18 protein-coding genes and 1 tRNA gene are annotated in these 17,069 nt (G+C 67.3%); 8 read left to right on the top strand and 11 right to left on the bottom strand.

Annotated elements, in window-relative coordinates; translation table 11 throughout:
• Positions 1–108: 108 nt before the first annotated feature.
• Together secE and BLQ10_RS13945 are read right to left on the bottom strand one after the other, a co-directional pair.
• Positions 109–393, bottom strand: a complete 285-nt coding sequence (gene secE, locus BLQ10_RS13950; protein ID WP_091563353.1) for a preprotein translocase subunit SecE — start codon at positions 391–393, stop codon at positions 109–111.
• A 79-nt stretch (positions 394–472) separates the two neighbouring features.
• A tRNA-Trp gene (locus BLQ10_RS13945) sits at positions 473–545 on the bottom strand.
• Positions 546–822: 277 nt separating this feature from the next.
• Here BLQ10_RS13945 and BLQ10_RS13940 point away from each other — a divergent pair.
• Entirely contained in the window at positions 823–2,040 is a 1,218-nt protein-coding gene (locus BLQ10_RS13940; RefSeq protein WP_091563080.1) for a pyridoxal phosphate-dependent aminotransferase, read from the top strand.
• Positions 2,041–2,122: 82 nt separating this feature from the next.
• On the opposite strand, the gene BLQ10_RS13935 is transcribed toward BLQ10_RS13940, so the two are convergent.
• Both BLQ10_RS13935 and BLQ10_RS13930 read right to left on the bottom strand, forming a co-directional pair.
• The gene (locus BLQ10_RS13935; protein ID WP_091563079.1) at positions 2,123–2,755 is read right to left on the bottom strand and encodes a LuxR C-terminal-related transcriptional regulator; all 633 of its coding nucleotides are present in this window, start codon (positions 2,753–2,755) and stop codon (positions 2,123–2,125) included.
• A gap of 65 nt (positions 2,756–2,820) precedes the next feature.
• Positions 2,821–4,185, bottom strand: a complete 1,365-nt coding sequence (locus BLQ10_RS13930; RefSeq protein WP_091563076.1) for an ATP-binding protein — start codon at positions 4,183–4,185, stop codon at positions 2,821–2,823.
• A 124-nt stretch (positions 4,186–4,309) separates the two neighbouring features.
• On the opposite strand from BLQ10_RS13930, the gene BLQ10_RS13925 reads away from it, so the two are divergent.
• The 5 genes from BLQ10_RS13925 to BLQ10_RS13905 all read left to right on the top strand — a co-directional run bounded on the left by BLQ10_RS13925 (position 4,310) and on the right by BLQ10_RS13905 (position 8,412).
• Positions 4,310–5,863, top strand: a complete 1,554-nt coding sequence (locus BLQ10_RS13925) for a PspC domain-containing protein (protein WP_091563075.1) — start codon at positions 4,310–4,312, stop codon at positions 5,861–5,863.
• Between the two features lies 1 nt (position 5,864).
• Positions 5,865–6,125, top strand: coding sequence for a hypothetical protein (locus tag BLQ10_RS13920; protein ID WP_091563072.1), 261 nt, complete (start codon positions 5,865–5,867; stop codon positions 6,123–6,125).
• Positions 6,126–6,128: 3 nt separating this feature from the next.
• Positions 6,129–6,383 (top strand): PspC domain-containing protein, encoded by a 255-nt coding sequence (locus BLQ10_RS13915; RefSeq protein ID WP_091563069.1) that lies wholly within the window; start codon positions 6,129–6,131, stop codon positions 6,381–6,383.
• A gap of 214 nt (positions 6,384–6,597) precedes the next feature.
• Positions 6,598–7,623 (top strand): 6-phosphofructokinase, encoded by a 1,026-nt coding sequence (locus BLQ10_RS13910; RefSeq protein WP_091563066.1) that lies wholly within the window; start codon positions 6,598–6,600, stop codon positions 7,621–7,623.
• A gap of 78 nt (positions 7,624–7,701) precedes the next feature.
• Entirely contained in the window at positions 7,702–8,412 is a 711-nt protein-coding gene (locus BLQ10_RS13905) for a GNAT family N-acetyltransferase (protein WP_091563064.1), read from the top strand.
• A gap of 16 nt (positions 8,413–8,428) precedes the next feature.
• Here the strand turns inward: BLQ10_RS13905 and BLQ10_RS13900 are convergent, their stop codons facing one another.
• The 7 genes from BLQ10_RS13900 to BLQ10_RS13870 form a co-directional block, all read right to left on the bottom strand.
• Positions 8,429–9,970, bottom strand: a complete 1,542-nt coding sequence (locus BLQ10_RS13900) for an MFS transporter (protein ID WP_091563062.1) — start codon at positions 9,968–9,970, stop codon at positions 8,429–8,431.
• An 83-nt stretch (positions 9,971–10,053) separates the two neighbouring features.
• On the bottom strand, positions 10,054–10,617 hold the full coding sequence (locus BLQ10_RS13895) for a PadR family transcriptional regulator (protein WP_091563059.1): 564 nt from the start codon (positions 10,615–10,617) through the stop codon (positions 10,054–10,056).
• Between the two features lie 188 nt (positions 10,618–10,805).
• Positions 10,806–11,264: an ankyrin repeat domain-containing protein gene (locus tag BLQ10_RS13890; protein WP_254785566.1), complete on the bottom strand. Its 459-nt coding sequence runs from the start codon at positions 11,262–11,264 to the stop codon at positions 10,806–10,808.
• Positions 11,261–12,343: a CAF17-like 4Fe-4S cluster assembly/insertion protein YgfZ gene (locus BLQ10_RS13885; protein WP_091563057.1), complete on the bottom strand. Its 1,083-nt coding sequence runs from the start codon at positions 12,341–12,343 to the stop codon at positions 11,261–11,263. Before BLQ10_RS13885 ends, BLQ10_RS13890 begins: the two co-directional genes overlap by 4 nt.
• Before the next feature lie 96 nt (positions 12,344–12,439).
• On the bottom strand, positions 12,440–13,156 hold the full coding sequence (locus BLQ10_RS13880; protein WP_091563350.1) for a flavodoxin family protein: 717 nt from the start codon (positions 13,154–13,156) through the stop codon (positions 12,440–12,442).
• Positions 13,157–13,254: 98 nt separating this feature from the next.
• The gene (locus BLQ10_RS13875; RefSeq protein WP_091563054.1) at positions 13,255–13,869 is read right to left on the bottom strand and encodes a nitrobindin family protein; all 615 of its coding nucleotides are present in this window, start codon (positions 13,867–13,869) and stop codon (positions 13,255–13,257) included.
• Between the two features lie 167 nt (positions 13,870–14,036).
• A complete protein-coding gene (locus BLQ10_RS13870; protein ID WP_091563053.1) occupies positions 14,037–14,771 on the bottom strand; it encodes a permease in 735 nt (244 codons plus the stop codon).
• 243 nt (positions 14,772–15,014) lie between these two features.
• Between BLQ10_RS13870 and BLQ10_RS13865 the strand changes: the two genes are divergently transcribed.
• Positions 15,015–15,713 (top strand): winged helix-turn-helix transcriptional regulator, encoded by a 699-nt coding sequence (locus BLQ10_RS13865; RefSeq protein WP_028276526.1) that lies wholly within the window; start codon positions 15,015–15,017, stop codon positions 15,711–15,713.
• A 303-nt stretch (positions 15,714–16,016) separates the two neighbouring features.
• Entirely contained in the window at positions 16,017–17,039 is a 1,023-nt protein-coding gene (mshD, locus tag BLQ10_RS13860; RefSeq protein WP_091563050.1) for a mycothiol synthase, read from the top strand.
• Positions 17,040–17,069 lie beyond the last annotated feature (30 nt).

Genomic DNA, 17,069 nt, shown 5'->3' with positions numbered 1-17,069 from the left:
CTCCTGCTTCCTCATTGCCTAACATGCCTATTTAAATGACTCAATTCCGCACACCCCGTGGAATCTCCGGTTTTCCCGGGCATCCACGCAGTCTGCGGACCGGTCGCCTTAGCTGTTCGTGGGGCTGCTGCCGCCGAAGACCCAGCCGACTGCGGTCCCGAAGGCCAAGTCCAGCAGGGTGACGATCACCATCATGATGGTCACGAACACCAGCACCACGAGCGTGTAGTTGATCAGTTCTTTACGGGTCGGTGCGACGACCTTCTTCAGTTCGCCAATGACCTGGCGGATGAAGATCGCGATGCGAGCGAAGATGCCGGGCTTGGCGGCATTCTTGGCGGGGCGGCCTTTGGAGCTGCTGGCAGCTGTTTCGGTCACCTGGTCCTCACTCATCCTCGCAATGATCGGATACCCGGCTCTGAAGTGAACCATGGTTGCTGCGCTTGTTCCGGATGATCCGGAACAGCATGCGCAGGGCAGACAGGACTCGAACCTGCAACCTGCGGTTTTGGAGACCGCTGCGCTACCAATTGCGCCACTACCCTTCGGGGAGAAAATTCGCTCCGGCCGACGCATTCCCCAGGCTTCCCTGAGGCGCAGGCCATCATCGTGTTTTCAACACCGGAGAACCAGTCTACGCAACAACTGCGCCTACGTCGAACCGGCCCTCTTCCGGACCCCTGCGTGCCTGCGCAAACCAACTGACAGCCGTCAGTCATATTCGAGTTCAGGCACCCCGGAGGATCCGCTGAACAGCATAGAGTAGATTTCGTCGAATCCCACATCCAGCCTTCCAGCTGCAAGCGAAGAACGGACCCGCCCATGTCTGCTGCCCGCATTTCCCAGCGCATTTCCGCCATAGCCGAATCCGCCACTCTGGCCGTCGATGCCAAGGCGAAGGCGCTGAAGGCAGCCGGCCGGCCGGTCATTGGCTTCGGCGCCGGGGAACCCGATTTCCCGACGCCCGGCTACATTGTGCAGGCGGCCATCGAGGCCGCCAGCCAGCCGAAGTACCACCGCTACTCCCCCGCGGGCGGGCTGCCCGAGCTGAAGCAGGCCATCGCGGACAAGACCTTCCGGGATTCCGGCTACAAGGCCGAGGCATCCCAAGTGCTGGTGACCAACGGCGGCAAACAGGCCGTCTACAACACCTTCGCCACCCTCCTGGATCCGGGCGACGAGGTCATTGTGCCCACCCCGTTCTGGACCACGTACCCCGAGGCCATCCGGCTCGGCGGCGGCGTGCCGGTGGAGGTCTTCGCGGGCCCGGATCAGGGGTACCTTGCCACCGTGGACCAGCTGGAAGCGGCCCTCACGGAGCGCACGAAGATCCTTCTCTTCGTCTCCCCCTCCAACCCCACCGGTGCCGTGTACTCGCCGGAGCAGGTCAAGGAGATCGGCCAGTGGGCAGCGTCCAAGGGCCTGTGGGTTGTCACCGACGAGATCTACGAACACCTGACCTACGACGGCGTGCCGTTCACGTCGATTGCCACCGCAGTTCCCGAGCTCGGCGACAAGGTGGTCATCCTCAACGGCGTCGCCAAGACCTATGCCATGACCGGCTGGCGCGTGGGCTGGATGATCGGGCCCGCGGACGTCATCAAGGCCGCCACCAACCTGCAGTCCCACGCGACGTCGAACGTCTCCAACATCCCCCAGGTCGCCGCCCTCGCGGCCGTATCCGGGCCGTTGACCGCCGTCGATGAGATGAAAGTGGCATTTGACCGCCGCCGCAAGGCAATCGTCGCGGGCCTGAACGCGATTGACGGCGTTGACTGCCCGACGCCTAAGGGCGCGTTCTACGTGTATGCGGACGTCCGCGCGCTGCTGGGCAAGGAGTTCCCGTCTGCGAACGGTCCGGTGCGCCCGGCCACCTCTGCCGAACTCGCGGCGCTGATCCTGGACGAGGTCGAGGTCGCTGTGGTTCCCGGCGAGGCGTTCGGGCCGTCCGGCTACCTGCGCCTGTCCTATGCGCTGGGCGACGACGACCTGGCCACGGGCGTCGCCCGCCTGCAGGACTTCCTCGGCAAAGCGAAGTAGCCCGCCCCAAACCCGCGATGCGCTATCACTTACGGTCCTTTGCCAGCCTCAGAGGGACGCTAAGTGATAGCGCATCCTTGGGTTAGAGGAGGCGGCGCTCGGCGGCCCAGCGGGTCAGCTCGTGGCGGCTGGAGAGCTGGAGCTTGCGCAGCACGGCCGAGACGTGGGTTTCAACTGTCTTGATCGAGATGAACAGTTCCTTGGCCACCTCCTTGTAGCTGTAGCCGCGGGCGATCAGGCGCATCACTTCGAGCTCCCGCGCCGAGAGCTTGTCCAGCTCGTCGTCGGCGATGTCAGCGGGCGCTGTGCCGAACGCGTCCAGGACGAAGCCCGCCAACCGAGGCGAGAAGACTGCGTCGCCGCCGGCCACCCGGCGGACGGCGCCGCTGATCTCGGCGCCGGAAATTGTCTTCGTCACGTAGCCACGCGCGCCGGCCCGGATCACGGACACGACATCTTCCGCCGCGTCGGAGACGCTCAGCGCCAGGAACCGCGTGGCGCCCAACAGCGGCGCCGAGCCGGCCAGGACCTCGCGTCCGCCGCCACCCCGGCCACCGGGGAGGTGGACATCAAGCAGTACGACGTCGGGGCGCTGGGCTGCGATGACGGCGATTGCCTCCTCCACGGTTCCGGCCTCCCCTGCGACGACTATGTCCGGGTCCAGGTCCGCCTTCAACCCGGAGCGGAAGATGGCGTGATCGTCCACGATCACCACCCGAATCAGTGTTGGGCTTGCTGGCGTGGAGCTGTCTGGTGCTCGGTTTCCTGGTGCTGGGCTGGTCACGGCTTGGCCTCTCCGTTGGCGTTGTTGGCGGCGGCCGCGGCAGTTCCGGCAGGTGCGGCGGTGGCGGGCAGCCGGAGCCGCACTTCGGTGCCGTCCGGGCTGCTGCTGATGGCGGCGGTGCCGCCGTGGCGGTTCATTCGGCCGACGATTGATTCCCGGACGCCGAGCCTGTCCGGGGGAACCGAATCCGGGTCGAATCCCGGTCCCCGGTCCTTGACGAAAACTTCTGCGGCGGAGTCGGTGACTTCCAGGTACACGGATACGGCCCCGCCGCCGTGCCGGGCGGCGTTCAGCATGGCTTCGCGGGCTGCCTGGACGAGGGCCTCGTGGCGCTGGGTCATGACGCAGTCCCCCACGCTGACCACTTCGACCGCGTGCCCGAGGGCGTCTTCGACCTCTGCGGCGGCGGCCTTGATGCCAACGGAGAGCTGGCCGGATTCCTTGTCGGCGTCCCGGTACAGCCAGCCCCGCAGTTCGCGCTCCTGCGCGCGGGCCAGCCGGATGACGTCGTGCTCATTGCCGGCACGGCGCTGGATCAGGGCGAGGGTCTGCAGCACGGAGTCGTGGAGGTGGGCTGCGATCTCGGCACGCTCGGTGGCGCGCACCCGTCCGGCGCGCTCGGTTTCCAGGTCCCGCCAGAACTTCAGCCCCCAGGGCAGCAGCACCAGGGCAACGCCGCCGAGCACGGCCACCGAGGCCAGGAGGGCCAGCCAGGTCTGTTCCCAGGATCCCGAGCCGGACACCATGACCAGGACGCCGGCCACGACGAGGGCGAGCCCGGCTGCGAGGCGTGCCCAGCCGCCGGCCTGGTCCGCTTTGGTCTTATCCACGAGCCCCGCCCGGCGGGTCTCGTCCAGTTGCATCCAGGCGATCGCGGCACCGCCCAGGATGGCGGCAACCGGGATCAGGGTGCCCAGCGGCACGTCGACGCCGAGCAGCCGGGCGATCAGGATCCCGGCGGCCAGCAACAGGCCTGCGCCCAGCAGGATCTCCTTGCCGAAGGGCATGCCCGGCACCTTGGACCACCAGGATCCCGGCGTTGGGGTCCCGGGTGCGCCAAGTGTTCCGGGGTCTCCGGGAACTCCGGCGGCGCCGGGGGCTGCCGGGGAGCTCACTGCCGGAGCGATGGGCGACGCCGGGCGGCGGGCGTTGCGCCGGGCGCTTTCATCTGCTGTGGGGACCATGATCCAGAGCCAGGCGTAGAAAGCCACTCCGGCGCCGCCCGCGAGCGCAGCCACTACCATGCCGATCCTGACCATGCGCACAGGCCAGCCCAGGTGGTTGGCGAGGCCTGCGCAAACGCCGGCAATCACCCGATCGCTGCTGCGGACCAGCGGCGGGCGGGCGGGCGCGGTTGTCATGCATCAATCCAAGCACGGATCGGGCTTCCCCGGACGCGTTTGGGGGCCCAACCGGGGGCCACTCAGGGACCGATCAGGGTGTTCCCCAGTAGAGCCCGGCGCCGGGAACGGGAAGGATCGAAGTATGAACCCGCACACTCCGCACCCCGATGAAGGCCAGGCCTCCGCAGACCGGCCAGCCACCGACCGACTAGACCCAGAACATCCAGACTCAGAACGTCCAGACCCAGAACGCCCGGACACAGAAGGTCCGGACACCGAACGTCCAGGCACAGCCCAGCCCGCCGCCCCGGCTGCCAGCTCCGGGCCGGTCAGCCCCCCGCCGACGGAGCCGCCACCGCTTTACCCGCCCGGCGACCTGACGGGACCGTTGCCCGGCCGAGAAACCCAGAATTTCTTCGACTGGATCCGCAGCCAGGGGATCTACCGCGGACGCGACCGCTGGATCGGCGGCGTGGCCAGCGGCATAGCCCACCGGCTCGGCGTCGACCCCCTGATCATTCGCGGCGTCCTGATCGTCCTGACCGTTTTCGCTGGAATTGGCGTTCTCGCCTACGGTCTCGCCTGGGCACTGCTGCCCGAACCTGACGGCCGCATTCACGTCCAGGAGGCCGCCGCAGGGCGGTGGACGGCTGGCATGACCGGCGCCCTCATCACCTCGGTTATCGGTTTCCCCAGCCTGGGCACCGGTGTCTGGGGCTGGGACCGCTTCGGCTTTGGCGCCTTCGTCTGGACTGTCTTCTGGGTGGGCGGCGCCATCTACCTCGTCTACTACCTGACCCAGCGCAATAAGATCCGGAACGGAGCCCCTCCCATGCCATCGCGTTACGAGTCCAGCAGCCCAGCCGGCGCCGCGACTTTTGCGGGCAGCTCCCGCACCGGCACTTCCTCCACTGGCACTGAGCAGCAATCCGCCGCCAGCTACCCGCAGGGCGCCGGCCCGGCCTGGGGTCCGCCCCCGCCGTCCGGCCCTGTTCCGCCCGGCCCTGTTCCCCCCGGCGGCTATGGCCCGGGGTCCGGGGCCACACCACCCCCTCCCGCCGCGCCGCGCAACCTTGGCCCCGGCACTCCGGCCGTCGCCATTACCGTCGGCTCCGCCCTCCTGGTGGGCGGCGGCATCAAGGCCCTCGACGCCGCCAACGTGATCGATCTCGGCGATGCCGGCAACGCGCTGGTCTGGGCCATCGGTGCGGCCATCCTGGGTCTCGGAATCCTGTTCGCAGGATTGCGGGGCCGGACCTCCGGAATCCTGGGCTTCTTCGCGGTCGTGGCCCTGCTGATCGGCGCAATCTTCAGCGTGGTCCCGCACGGTGACCGGTTCCGCTTCCAGAACGCCGATTGGACGCCGTCGAGCATTGAACAGGCCCGCAGCGGCTTCGAGATCACCGGCGGCGCCGGAACCGTGGACCTGACCAAGCTGGCACTGAATCCGCCCCTGGGCTCCGACGTCGTTGTTCCGATCGACGCGACGGCCAGCAACCTCACCGTCGTCATCCCCACCGCGGTCCCCGTACAGGTCCAGGCGGACATGACCATGGGCAACCTCCACGACGGCAACCAGGACCACGGCGGCATGACGAAGCAGCAAAGCGACTACAACACCTCGAAGCCGGGCGCCCGGCTGGTCCTGAAGATCTCCGGCACCGTCAGCAACGTGACCATCCAGGAAGGCAACTGACATGAGCAGCTACGACGACTCGCGGACCGCCGACGAGCAGGACCCGGAAGCGGGTTCCCCCGCCCGGGTGGGCACAGTGGTCTGGGGACTGACAGTGGTGGCACTGGCCGCGCTGATCATCATTTCCCGGCTCGGCATCGTGGCCCTCAACGGCACCTATGTCCTGATCGGCCTGATGATCGGAGCCGGGGCCGCCCTGATAGTGGGCGGACTCGTCTCGGCACGCAGGCGTGACAATAAGTCAACTACAGGGAAGTCTTGAACCATGGATAAATTCTTCGACACCATCCGGGGCTTCGGCCTGAAACGTGGCCCGCAGCGCTGGCTAGGCGGCGTCTGCGGCGGAATTGCCGCCAAACTAAATGTTGATGTGGCCTATGTCCGGATCGCCTACCTGCTCCTGAGCCTGCTCCCCGGGCCGGCGTTCGTGGTCTACCTCGTGGCGTGGCTGCTCCTCCCGGACCAGCGCAACGCAATCGCCCTCGAAAGCTTCCTCTCGAAGCGTTCCTCCCGGCCCTGACGTCCGCCACAGGCCGCGCATCACAGGCCGTCCCGGCCCCGCGGCATTCGGCGCCCGGTAGCTGCGCCGCACCACGAATGGATGCCCCCGCGTTCAAGGCGGGGGCATCCTTGTGTAACCGTTTGTGTCCTGCCCCACACGCGCCACTAGACTCTAGGTGAGCTCAGCGTGGCGCTCTGCCTGTACACCTTCAAACCAGGATTTGAGCCAACACATGAAAATTGGAATCCTCACCAGCGGCGGAGACTGCCCCGGCCTGAACGCCGTCATCCGTGGCGCCGTCCTCAAGGGGATCGCGGTCCACGGCCAGCAGTTCGTGGGATTCAGGGATGGCTGGCGCGGCGTTGTCGAAGGCGACATCGTGGAGATTCCCCGCACCATGGTCCGCGGCATCGCCAAGCAGGGCGGCACCATCCTCGGCACGTCCCGCACCAACCCGTTTGAGAACGGCGGCGGTCCAGAGGTCATCAAAGCCAACATGGACCGGCTAGGGATCGACGCCATCATCGCCATCGGCGGCGAAGGCACCCTGGCCGCCGCAAAGCGGCTCACCGACGCCGGCCTCAAGATCGTGGGCGTGCCCAAGACGGTCGACAACGATCTCGACGCCACGGACTACACCTTCGGCTTCGACACTGCCGTGGAAATCGCCACCGAGGCAATCGACCGGCTGCGCACCACTGGAGAGTCCCACCACCGCTGCATGATTGCCGAAGTCATGGGACGCCATGTGGGCTGGATCGCCTTGCACGCCGGCATGGCCTCGGGCGCCCACGCCATCCTGATCCCGGAGCAGAAGGCCTCCATGGAACAGATCGCCGAGTGGGTCGTCTCCGCCCACGACCGTGGCCGCGCCCCGCTGCTTGTCGTCGCCGAGGGGTTCGTGCCCGAAGGCCAGGAGTCCCCGCATTCGGAGCGCGGCCTCGACACCTTTGGCCGCCCCCGCCTCGGCGGCATCGCCGAAATGCTGGCGCCCGAGCTGGAGGCGCGCACGGGCATCGAGACCCGCGCGACGGTCCTTGGCCACATCCAGCGCGGTGGCGTCCCGACCGCGTTCGACCGCGTCCTGGCCACCCGCCTGGGCATGGCGGCCATCGATTCGGTGGTGGAGAAGCGCTGGGGCACGATGGTGTCGCTCCACGGCACGGATATTGTGCACGTCGGTTTCGACGCCGCGCTCGGCAACCTCAAGTCCGTACCGCAGAGCCGCTACGACGAGGCCGCGGTCCTCTTCGGCTAAGCGCCACGTGGGCTGTCCGGATTGGGTGGACGGCGCGATCCGGCCGGAAGCGCGGCCCGCGGTGGGTAGGGTTGATTTATGACTCTTGAGCCCGGTTCCGCTGAAATTGTCCAGCTTGCATGGGCACGTCGCTTGGGGTTCGACGACGGCGCTTTCGCGGCCGCCGCCGGCCTGCGGCTCACCCGGGCGGACGAGAGCGCCCGGGCCGTGCAGTTCGTCCGCCTGTTCGGCAACTCCGCCCTGGTGGGCCCGCAATGGGCTTTGGACGCCGCCGTCGGCCTCTCCGACGAGGAACTGGCCCAGCACGTGACGCTGCTGACCATCACCCGCGGGCACGGCGGCCACGGGCTGGGCGCCGCCGCACTCTTCTTCGCCGACGACCTCCCCCTGCAGCAGCCTTCCGAGGAGCTCACCGTCTCGCACGGGAACCCGGAAGCGATCGAGCTGGAGACGTTCTGCCCGCCCGACGACATCAATGAGGTGGGGCTCGCCGAGCTCGAGCACCGCTTCACTGTCCTGCATCTGGAAGACGGGCGCCGGACGCCCGTGGCCTGCGGGGCCTACGCCGAATGGGAAGGGCTCCTGGCTCATCTTGGCGTGCTGGTTGCGCCCGAATGGCGGCGCCGCGGCCTGGGCAAGCTGGCCGCCTCGATAGCCGCCCACGAGGCCCTCGCCGCCGGGCTGACGCTGCAGTGGCGTTCAGAGGTCAGCAACAAGGGTTCACTGGCGCTGGCCCGCAGCCTGGGCTTCTCCGCGGGCGGCATCCAGACCAGCGTGCTGCTGGGCTGATCCGGATGCCGGCCGGCTAGCGGCGTTCTGCGGCGGCTTGGTCCGCGGTCTGGTCTGCGTCCGCAGCCATGCCGGCGGCCGCGGGAGCCGGCTCGCCCCAGCCTTGGACCGGCTTGGGCTTAGCGAAGAAGAGCGCCACGGCAGCGCCGAGCAGGATGACCGCCGCGGGCAGCAGGATCGACTGACCCATCGCCGTCGAGAACCCGTCATGCAGCGCCTCGGGCAGGGCGCCGCCGAAGCCCATTGGGCTGGCGTCTCCGCCTGCTCCGGGACGGGCGGGAAGCTCGGCTGCCAGCCGCGCCTGGATGAGGACGGCGATGGCGGCGCTGCCGAGCACGGCGCCGATCTGGCGGGTCGTGTTGTAGACGCCCGAGCCAGCTCCGGCCTGCCGCGGCGGCAGGTTGCGCGTGGCGGTGGAGCTCAGTGGCGCCCAAATGCCCGCATTGGCGAAGCCCAGCACGGCGCTCGGCAGCAGGAACAGCCAGATGGGCGTGTCCGGGTGCATGAGCAGGGCATTCCAGAACAGCGCCACGGACATCAGGACCAGACCGGTCGCGGTAATGAATTTCGGGTTGACCTTGTCGATGATCCGTCCGACCACGGGTGCCAGGCCGCCCGAAATCAGCGCCATCGGCACCATCATGAGCGCCGACTGGGTCGGCGTCAGGCCGCGGACGATCTGGTAGTAGAAGATCAGCGGCAGGCTGAACCCCGTAACGGTGAAGCCCACCGTGGTGATCGCAATGTTTGCGAGCGAGAAGTTCCGGTCCTTGAAAAGGGACAGGGGCAGCAACGGTTCGCCCTTGTTGAACCGCTGCCACAGGACAAAGACCACCAGCACGGCGATGCCGCTGATGATCAGGCCCCAGACGGTGATCGGGCCGGCGATGGTGCCCCAGTCGTACGTCTCGCCCTCCTGGATGCCGAAGACCAGGAGGAACAGGCCGAGGGCGCTAAGCAGCACGCCGGGAATATCGAACTTGTGCGGGTGGGTGGTCAGCGTGGGCACGAAGCGCTGGGCGAGGATGAAGCCGGCAATCCCGACGGGGACGTTGATGAAGAAGATCCATTCCCAGCCGAGGCCGTCCACCAGGACGCCTCCGAGGATCGGGCCGACCAGGGTGGCGACGCCGGCCGTGGCGCCCCAGATGCCCATGGCCGCCCCGCGGCCGTCCGGGGGGAAGATGCGGGTGATGACGGCCATGGTCTGCGGCGTCATCATGGCCGCGCCGAGGCCCTGGACCACGCGGGCCGCGATGAGGGTCTGGACGTCGCCCGAGAGGCCGCACCACAGCGATGCCATGGTGAAGACGACGAGTCCGGAGAGGTAGAGCTTCTTGGGTCCGAAACGGTCTCCGAGCCGGCCTGTGATGAGCAGCGGCACGGCGTAGGCGAGCAGGTAGGCGCTGGTCACCCAGATCACCGAGTTGATGTCAGTGTTGAGGCCCTCCATGATGCTCGGGTTGGCCACCGAGACGATGGTGGTGTCGATCAGGATCATGAAGAAGCCGATCACCAGGGACCAGAGTGCCGGCCATGGCCGGGCTACGTTTTCCATGGGCTTCCTTAGGGGCTGGTGTGAACGTTGGACGGGCTAAGTGTTGGGGCGGCCGGGTCCCGGCCGGGGGTCCTGCAAAGGGTTCACCACGGCAGTTCGCCGGAGCGGAGCTGGACCTGAAGGGTGCGGACCCAGGCGATTTCGGCCTGCAGCGTGCACTGCTGGTACTGGACGTCGATCCAGTACTTGCGCTCCACACCCTTCTTCTTAAGCAGTTCCTCGCCGGAGACCAGGAAGTCGAGCTGCTCCTGCAGCGCTTGGAGCCGCCGTTCGAGGAGTTCGACGACGACGCCGGCGGGCAGGTTGTAGGCCTCGGAGATGGCCAGGGGGAAGGACGGGTATTCGTTGACCGGGGCGGCGAGCATGTCCTGCAGCCACTTCGTGAACGCTTCGCGGCCGGCTGCCGAGATCGTGTACGTGGTGCGCTCCGGACGGTTGCCTCCCCGGTCCGTTCCCGTCGCTGCGACGAGGCCCTGCTCTTCGAGCCGCCCGACGGCGTGATAGAGAGTTCCTGGCCGGACCTTGACCAGCCGGTCCTCGTGCCGGGCGATCAGGAGCTGGTACATCTCGTAGGGATGCATCGGTTCTTCCACGAGCAGGGAGAGTGCGGCGACACCCAGCGGTGTCAGTGCGGTTGCCCGGGCCATGGTGCCATGTCCTCTCTGATCGGTGTCCTCTTTGGTCGGTGTGCTCTTTGGTCGAAGTGCTCTTCGGCCTAAACTGCAATTACTCCACTAAAGATTATTCCACGTGGAGTATTCGGGGGCAATCTTCCCCGGAACCGCCCCGGCCGGGCCTCAGCACCGGACCCGGACTGAGTTTGGTCAGAGTTTCGTCAGCTGAGGAGGGACAGGATCTCCGTGCGGGCGAACATTTGCGCGGCGGCCCGCGCGGTGGGGGTGCCGGCGTCGGGGTCGGCCCCGGCGTCCAAGAGTTCGCGGGCGACGTCCGTGTAGCCCTTGAAGACAGCACCGGCCAGCGGCGTCTGGCCGCGGTCATTGGGCATGTTCGCGTCTCCGCCGTGGTCCAGGATCAGCCGAACGGTGTCGGCGTGACCGTGGTAGGCCGCCAGCATGACGAGCGAGTCGCCGGAGGAAGTGGTCAGCGTGGCCGGCGCGCCGGCGGCCAGGTAGCCGCCCAGCAGCGCGGAGTTGCCCTCGCGGGCCGCGTCGAAGAGCACATGGGCCAGCGCCAGCGTCTCGTCGTCGGGCGCGGCGCCGGAGTTGTTGGGGGCGGAGTTGTTGGGGGCGGAGTTGTTGGGGGCGGAACCGCTCAATGGGGACTCGGTGCTCATCGGGGACCCCGCAGGAAGCCGGTCTGGCGGCCCACCACCTGGCCTGCGTCGGGAGCCACAATGACTTCCTGGGCCGCGGCATAGGGCTCGTCACCGTCCACCACGGTCAGGACATCGTCCGGGGCGACGGAGCGCTTGATCACAGCCAGGGCCACGGGGCCCATCTCGTAGTGCTGCGCCACGGAAGTCACGGCGCCCACCTTGCGGTCGCCGGCACGCACCTCGCTGCCGGACGCGGGCAGGGTGTGCTGGGAGCCGTCGAGCTGGAGGAACACGAGCCGCCGCGGCGGGTGGCCCAGGTTGTGGACGCGGGCGATCGTCTCCTGGCCCTTGTAGCAGCCTTTGGCGAGGTGCACGGCGGTGCGGAGGAGGTCGAGTTCGTGCGGGATGGTCTTGTCGTCGGTTTCCGCGCCCCACCGGGGCCGCCACGCGGCAATCCGCAGCGCCTCTGACGCCATGGTGCCGGCGAGGGCACGCTCGCCCACCGTCTGGACCAGCTCAGCCGCGGGGACAAGGTACTCGAACCACGGCCGCTCGAGTCCGGGGTGGGCGTCCTCGCCCACCACCGCGTAGGAGTAGCCGCCGGCACCGACATGCGGCCACGGGTCTTCCCACACCTGCAGCGCAGACCAGTCCGGGATGCGCTGGGTGGAGCCGAGCACGGCCCAGTCCGCGGAGACATCGGCGATCTCGACCCGGAGCATGAACTTCATCTTGTTCAGCCATTCGGCGAGCGGGCCTGCCTCGGCCCCCTCGACGATCAGCCAGGTGGTTGCGCCGTCGTCCACCACCCGGGCGTCGAACTCGATCCGGCCCTGGACGCTCAGCAACAGCAGTTCGGTGGACTGGCCGGGGGCCAGGGAAGTGAGCTGCTGGGAGGACAGGGTGTTGAGCCAGCTGAGCCGGTCCGGCCCGGTGACCGTGACCACGCCGCGGTTTGAGAGATCGACGACGGCGGTGCCGGCAGCCAGCGCCCGCTGCTCACGAAGCGGCTCGCCGTAGTGGGCGGCGACGCCGGCGTCGGCACCGCTGGCCTCAACGGCGGCCGGGCGCGACAACAGGGGGCTTTTGATAGTCATATTGAAAGGAACGTCCTTAGCTCTGCGCGTATTCCGGCCCCTGCATGGAGTGTCGGGGCCGGACGGGGCTTTGCCGGGCTGTGGGGCCGGCCGGCCCTAGCGGTATTCCGGATTTTCAAAGTCGAAGCGGGTGCCCAATTTCCAGGCGTCGGGGAGGTTTCCGTAGGCGGGAATGCCGCCGGCATCCTTGAGCATCCGTGCCAGGTGGAGCATGTTCCAGGTCATGAAGGTGGTGTTGCGGTTGGTGAAATCGCTCTCGGGGCCCCCGGACCCCTCGTCAAGATAGCTGGGTCCCGGCCCGACGGGGCCGATCCACCCGGCGTCGGCCTGCGGTGTGATGGTGAAGCCGATGTGCTGGAGGCTGTACAGGATGTTCATGGCGCAATGCTTGATCCCGTCCTCGTTGCCGGTGATGAGGCAGCCGCCCACCTTCGGATAATAGGCCCACTGGCCCTTTGCGTTCAGCTGCCCGGAGTGGGCGTAGAGGCGCTCGATGAGTTTCTTGGTCTGCGAGGAGTTGTCCCCCAGCCAGATGGGCCCGGCGACGACCACGATGTCCGCTTCCTGGACGGCCGGGTAGATTTCCGGCCATTCATCGGTGGCCCAGCCGTGTTCGCGCATGTCCGGGTAGACGCCGCTGGCGATGTCGTGGTCCACGGTGCGGATCACGCGGGTGGTGACGCCCTGCTTTTCCATGATCCGGCGGCTGACCTCTATCAGGCCCTGCGTGTTGGACACGTCGGGGGACTTCTTGAGGGTGCCGTTGAAGTACACGGCCTTGAGGTCGGCGTAGCTGGTGTTACCGGCGTCGATGCTGGGGGCTGGGCTGTTGACTGTGCTAGTGACTTCGTCGCTCACGGTGTTTCTCCTGGGTCGATGCTGACAACGGAAAAATCAGTGAGACCGCGCCTTTAGCCTACTTTGGCGAGGATGGCCGATGCGTGGGCCTCCAGGCCGCCGCCGGACGCCGAATTCTTGCCGGTGGCCACGTCCCAGCGCCACAGCAGGTTCCCCTCCACGAGCCCGAAGATCCGGGTGGCCGCCGTGTACTCCTTGGAGTGGCTGCCGCGCATCACCATGTCGGTGCTGAGCTGGATCTGGGGTCCCTTGATCTGACCGTAGTACAGCTCCGAGATCCCGCCGGGGTGGGCAATGGAGACCGAGATGTCGAAGCCGCCGTCGCTGTTGCGCAGGGCCTCGACCTCGTCGGCGCTCCTGAGCACGGGGACAATGTCCGCCGGGTTCAGGCCGGGACCGCCGTCCTCCTCGCGCTGCTTACGCTCGAGGGCCCAGAAGCCGGTCTCGACGGTGAGGGGACGCAGCTTGGTGCCCTCGTCGTCGGTCAGCCAGCTCTCGGCGCGGTACTGCAGGTACGGCAGGCCGTTGTGCGTAAACGACACGTGCTGCAGGAAGTGCTCGGAGTCCTCGTCCCCGGCCCCCAGACGGCCGCTGCCCTCCCACTCACCAATGAGCCAGGACAGCGGAACGATTTCGGGGGTCAGATCAGTAGGGATTTCAATCGGCACAGCATCTACCTCTGGAAGCTACGGGGTCTGGAAGGTGTTACTTCTGGCCTTTGAAGAGGCGGTACACGACAAAGCCGGCAAACCATGCCATGGAGAGGCTGGCCACGCCAAGCAGGACAAGGAAAAAGATCTCATATGCAAGTACGGACATGATGCCATCCTAACCCTTAGTAGATGAGTAGTTTGTCTATGAAGTAGGCCAGGGAACCGACCGCCGACACCGGCCCCAGCCCCATGCCCACGGCCGCGAAAACGTTCAAGCTCTCACCGCTGAGGATGACGAGGCGGCGGAAACTCACCAGCACCGCTCCCACTACGACGCCGGCGAGGGCGGCCGGCAGCACGGCAATGTCGGAAAACACCAGGCCGGCCAGCGGCCCGGCGAGCCCCGCGCTGACGATGCCCAGCGGCGCCACGATCCGGTCAGGCCAGCGGATCAGCCCCGCCATCAGGGCGATGGCGGCGCTGATGGCGGCCACGAGGATCATTTCGCGGACCCCGTTGAAGCGCGAGCTGGCAATCCAGCCGGCGCCCAGGCAGGACAGCAGGACACCCGAGCACGAGCCCAGGGTGGATTCGAGGCGCTGGGCCTGCCCGGTGCCCCGGATCAGTTGCATGATGAAGATTGCCATGACCCCGACCGCCATGAACGACGGCGTCCAGTCCAGGAAGCCGGGAGCCGGAAGATAGGTCGCCGCCACCGCCGACCCCACTCCGGGCAGGCCAATCAAGGCCGCGAGGGTCTTCTTGGCGGGAATACCGAGAAAGTAGGGCCAGCCGATACCGATGCCGACGGCGGCGAGGGACGCGACTGCCAGGAGGATTACAGGCGAGGAATAGGCACCGGCAACAATGGCCGCGAGACCGGCCAGGCCGATGATCCCGACGCTCCACGGCTTCACTGTCTACTCGCCATCGGCAGACCCACCATGGTCGTACCTTCGCTCACTGCGGACCCCAATTCGACTCGGCTCAATTTCAACGGGCCGCGGGCCCTGACGGTTCAATCCTGCCTTATATGAACGATATGTGTCGCAAAAGCAGTGGCCGGAGGTGACGGGACCATGGCCGGAATGGGGCCTTTAGGTATACTCGGGATCAGCAACAAGACGCCCAACGATGCGCGGACACCCCTTGGAGGAACAATGTCGCACATCCTGCTATTGACGAACAGCACCGGAACATCCGTGGACGTCCTGCCTGCTCTGGAACTGCTGAACCACCGGGTGCATATCCTGCCGGCCGAGCCCACCGCACTGCTCGAGACTGACCCCTGCGACATCGTCCTGCTGGATGCCCGCAAGGATCTGGTCGGCGCACGTTCCCTCACCCAGCTGCTCAAGGCCACCGGCCTCAGCGCCCCCTTGATGCTTATCCTCACCGAAGGCGGCATGGCCGCCGTCTCCTCAGCGTGGGCCGTGGACGACATCCTCCTGGAATCTGCGGGCCCGGCCGAAGTCGAAGCCAGGATCCGCCTCGGCGTCGCGCGTGCCGTGCCGGAGAAGGAGGACGTGCCGACCGAAATCCGGGCCGCCGGCGTCGTAATTGACGAGGCCAGCTACACCGCTCGGGTCAACGGCGCCGCGCTCAACCTGACCTTCAAGGAATTTGAACTGCTGAAATACCTCGCCCAGCACCCCGGCCGGGTATTCACCCGCCAGCAGCTGCTGACCGAAGTCTGGGGCTACGACTACTACGGCGGCACCCGCACCGTGGACGTCCACGTCCGGCGGCTGCGCGCCAAACTGGGCGCCGACCACGAGAACCTGATCAGCACCGTCCGCAACGTCGGCTACCGCCTGACCTTGGTCCGCCAGCCCGAGGACGAACTCACCGAGGCCTGAGCGCACCTCGGCCTCCGAACCCAGAAAAACGGAAGCACGTAAACACAGAAGCACTGAACGCAGAAGGCCCCGGACTCTGGAATCCAGAGTCCGGGGCCTTCGTGGTGCACCGATTCATCGGCGCACAATCTTCTCAATAAAACAATCTCAGTGGAGGACATACGGGTCGAACGTATCGAGGCCACCCCAGTGGTGGATCCCCCTCGCATCTGGCGCAACGCCGGACGAGATAACGACTATACGCGCCGTCCCGAGTTCAACAAAATCGGCCGCTGGCAGCCAGGCACCCGATAGCCTTGCACCATGAGCCCTGCGCACCCGGAAAACTGGCCCGTACTTGCCCTCAAAGGAACCGTGGACAGCAGGCTGCTGCGGGACGTCGCCGGCCTGGTCGCCGCGGCGGAGGAGTCCGACGGCAATCCGCCGCTGTCCGAACAGACTCTTGTCACGCTGCGCGCCGCCGACGCGGGCGAGCATTCGGTATTGGCCTTGGCCCTCTACGCCCCGGACGATAAGTTGAATCCCGCGACGGCGCAGGACCTCGCCGGCGTCGCCGTCGTCATCGAAGAGCCCGACGGCACCGGGATCCTTGAGATCGCCGTCCACCCCAGCTACCGCAACCAGGGCGTGGGCGACCGTCTGGTGGGCGAACTGAAAAGCGTCCGCGGCTTCGCGGGCCTAAAAGCCTGGTCCCACGGGAACCACGAGGCCGCGGCGGACCTCGCGGCCCGCTACGGCTACGGCGCCGTCCGCGAGCTGTGGAAAATGCGGCTGATGACGGCAGCGGCTGCCCTGCCGGAGGTCCAACTCCCGGAGGGCGTACAGCTCCGCGCCTTCGTGCCCGGCCGGGACGAGGACGCCTGGCTGGCCGCAAACAAGGCCGCCTTCGCCCACCACCCGGAGCAGGGCAACATGACGCCCGCCGATTTGGACGCCCGGATGGCCGAGCCCTGGTTTGACCCCACAGGCTTCCTGCTGGCCGTGGACGCGGCGGACCGGCTTTTGGGGTTCCACTGGACCAAGGTCCACCCCCGGCACGGCGATCACCCCGCGATCGGCGAGGTTTATGTGGTGGGCGTGACCCCGGATGCCCAGGGCTCCGGACTGGGCAAGGCCCTCACCGTCGCAGGCATCAGGCATCTGCAGGACCTCGGGCTCCGCGCGGTCATGCTCTACGTCGATGCCGACAACGCGCCCGCCGTCGCCCTCTACCGCCGGCTCGGATTCACCCGCTGGGATGTCGACGTCATGTACGCGCCGCTGCCGCAGCAGCACTCACCGGCTGTCACCCCCGCGCCGGACGGCGTTAGTCAAGTCGGCGGATGACCGCCCGGACCGGGCCGAAATCTGGGGTCA

This window comes from Arthrobacter sp. ok362, assembly GCF_900102785.1.
Lineage (GTDB): Bacteria > Actinomycetota > Actinomycetes > Actinomycetales > Micrococcaceae > Arthrobacter.
The sequence above is the reverse complement of the archived record's forward strand: the minus strand, read 5'-3'. Positions and strand labels throughout refer to the sequence as shown.

Excerpts from the sequence above, each read along its gene's own strand:
- secE (WP_091563353.1), bottom strand. The coding sequence starts at position 393 with ATGAGTGAGGACCAGGTGACCGAAACAGCTGCCAGCAGCTCCAAAGGC.
- BLQ10_RS13940 (WP_091563080.1), top strand. The coding sequence starts at position 823 with ATGTCTGCTGCCCGCATTTCCCAGCGCATTTCCGCCATAGCCGAATCC.
- BLQ10_RS13930 (WP_091563076.1), bottom strand. The coding sequence starts at position 4,185 with ATGACAACCGCGCCCGCCCGCCCGCCGCTGGTCCGCAGCAGCGATCGG.
- BLQ10_RS13925 (WP_091563075.1), top strand. The coding sequence starts at position 4,310 with ATGAACCCGCACACTCCGCACCCCGATGAAGGCCAGGCCTCCGCAGAC.
- BLQ10_RS13920 (WP_091563072.1), top strand. The coding sequence starts at position 5,865 with ATGAGCAGCTACGACGACTCGCGGACCGCCGACGAGCAGGACCCGGAA.
- BLQ10_RS13915 (WP_091563069.1), top strand. The coding sequence starts at position 6,129 with ATGGATAAATTCTTCGACACCATCCGGGGCTTCGGCCTGAAACGTGGC.
- BLQ10_RS13910 (WP_091563066.1), top strand. The coding sequence starts at position 6,598 with ATGAAAATTGGAATCCTCACCAGCGGCGGAGACTGCCCCGGCCTGAAC.
- BLQ10_RS13905 (WP_091563064.1), top strand. The coding sequence starts at position 7,702 with ATGACTCTTGAGCCCGGTTCCGCTGAAATTGTCCAGCTTGCATGGGCA.
- BLQ10_RS13900 (WP_091563062.1), bottom strand. The coding sequence starts at position 9,970 with ATGGAAAACGTAGCCCGGCCATGGCCGGCACTCTGGTCCCTGGTGATC.
- BLQ10_RS13895 (WP_091563059.1), bottom strand. The coding sequence starts at position 10,617 with ATGGCCCGGGCAACCGCACTGACACCGCTGGGTGTCGCCGCACTCTCC.
- BLQ10_RS13890 (WP_254785566.1), bottom strand. The coding sequence starts at position 11,264 with ATGAGCACCGAGTCCCCATTGAGCGGTTCCGCCCCCAACAACTCCGCC.
- BLQ10_RS13885 (WP_091563057.1), bottom strand. The coding sequence starts at position 12,343 with ATGACTATCAAAAGCCCCCTGTTGTCGCGCCCGGCCGCCGTTGAGGCC.
- BLQ10_RS13865 (WP_028276526.1), top strand. The coding sequence starts at position 15,015 with ATGTCGCACATCCTGCTATTGACGAACAGCACCGGAACATCCGTGGAC.
- mshD (WP_091563050.1), top strand. The coding sequence starts at position 16,017 with ATGAGCCCTGCGCACCCGGAAAACTGGCCCGTACTTGCCCTCAAAGGA.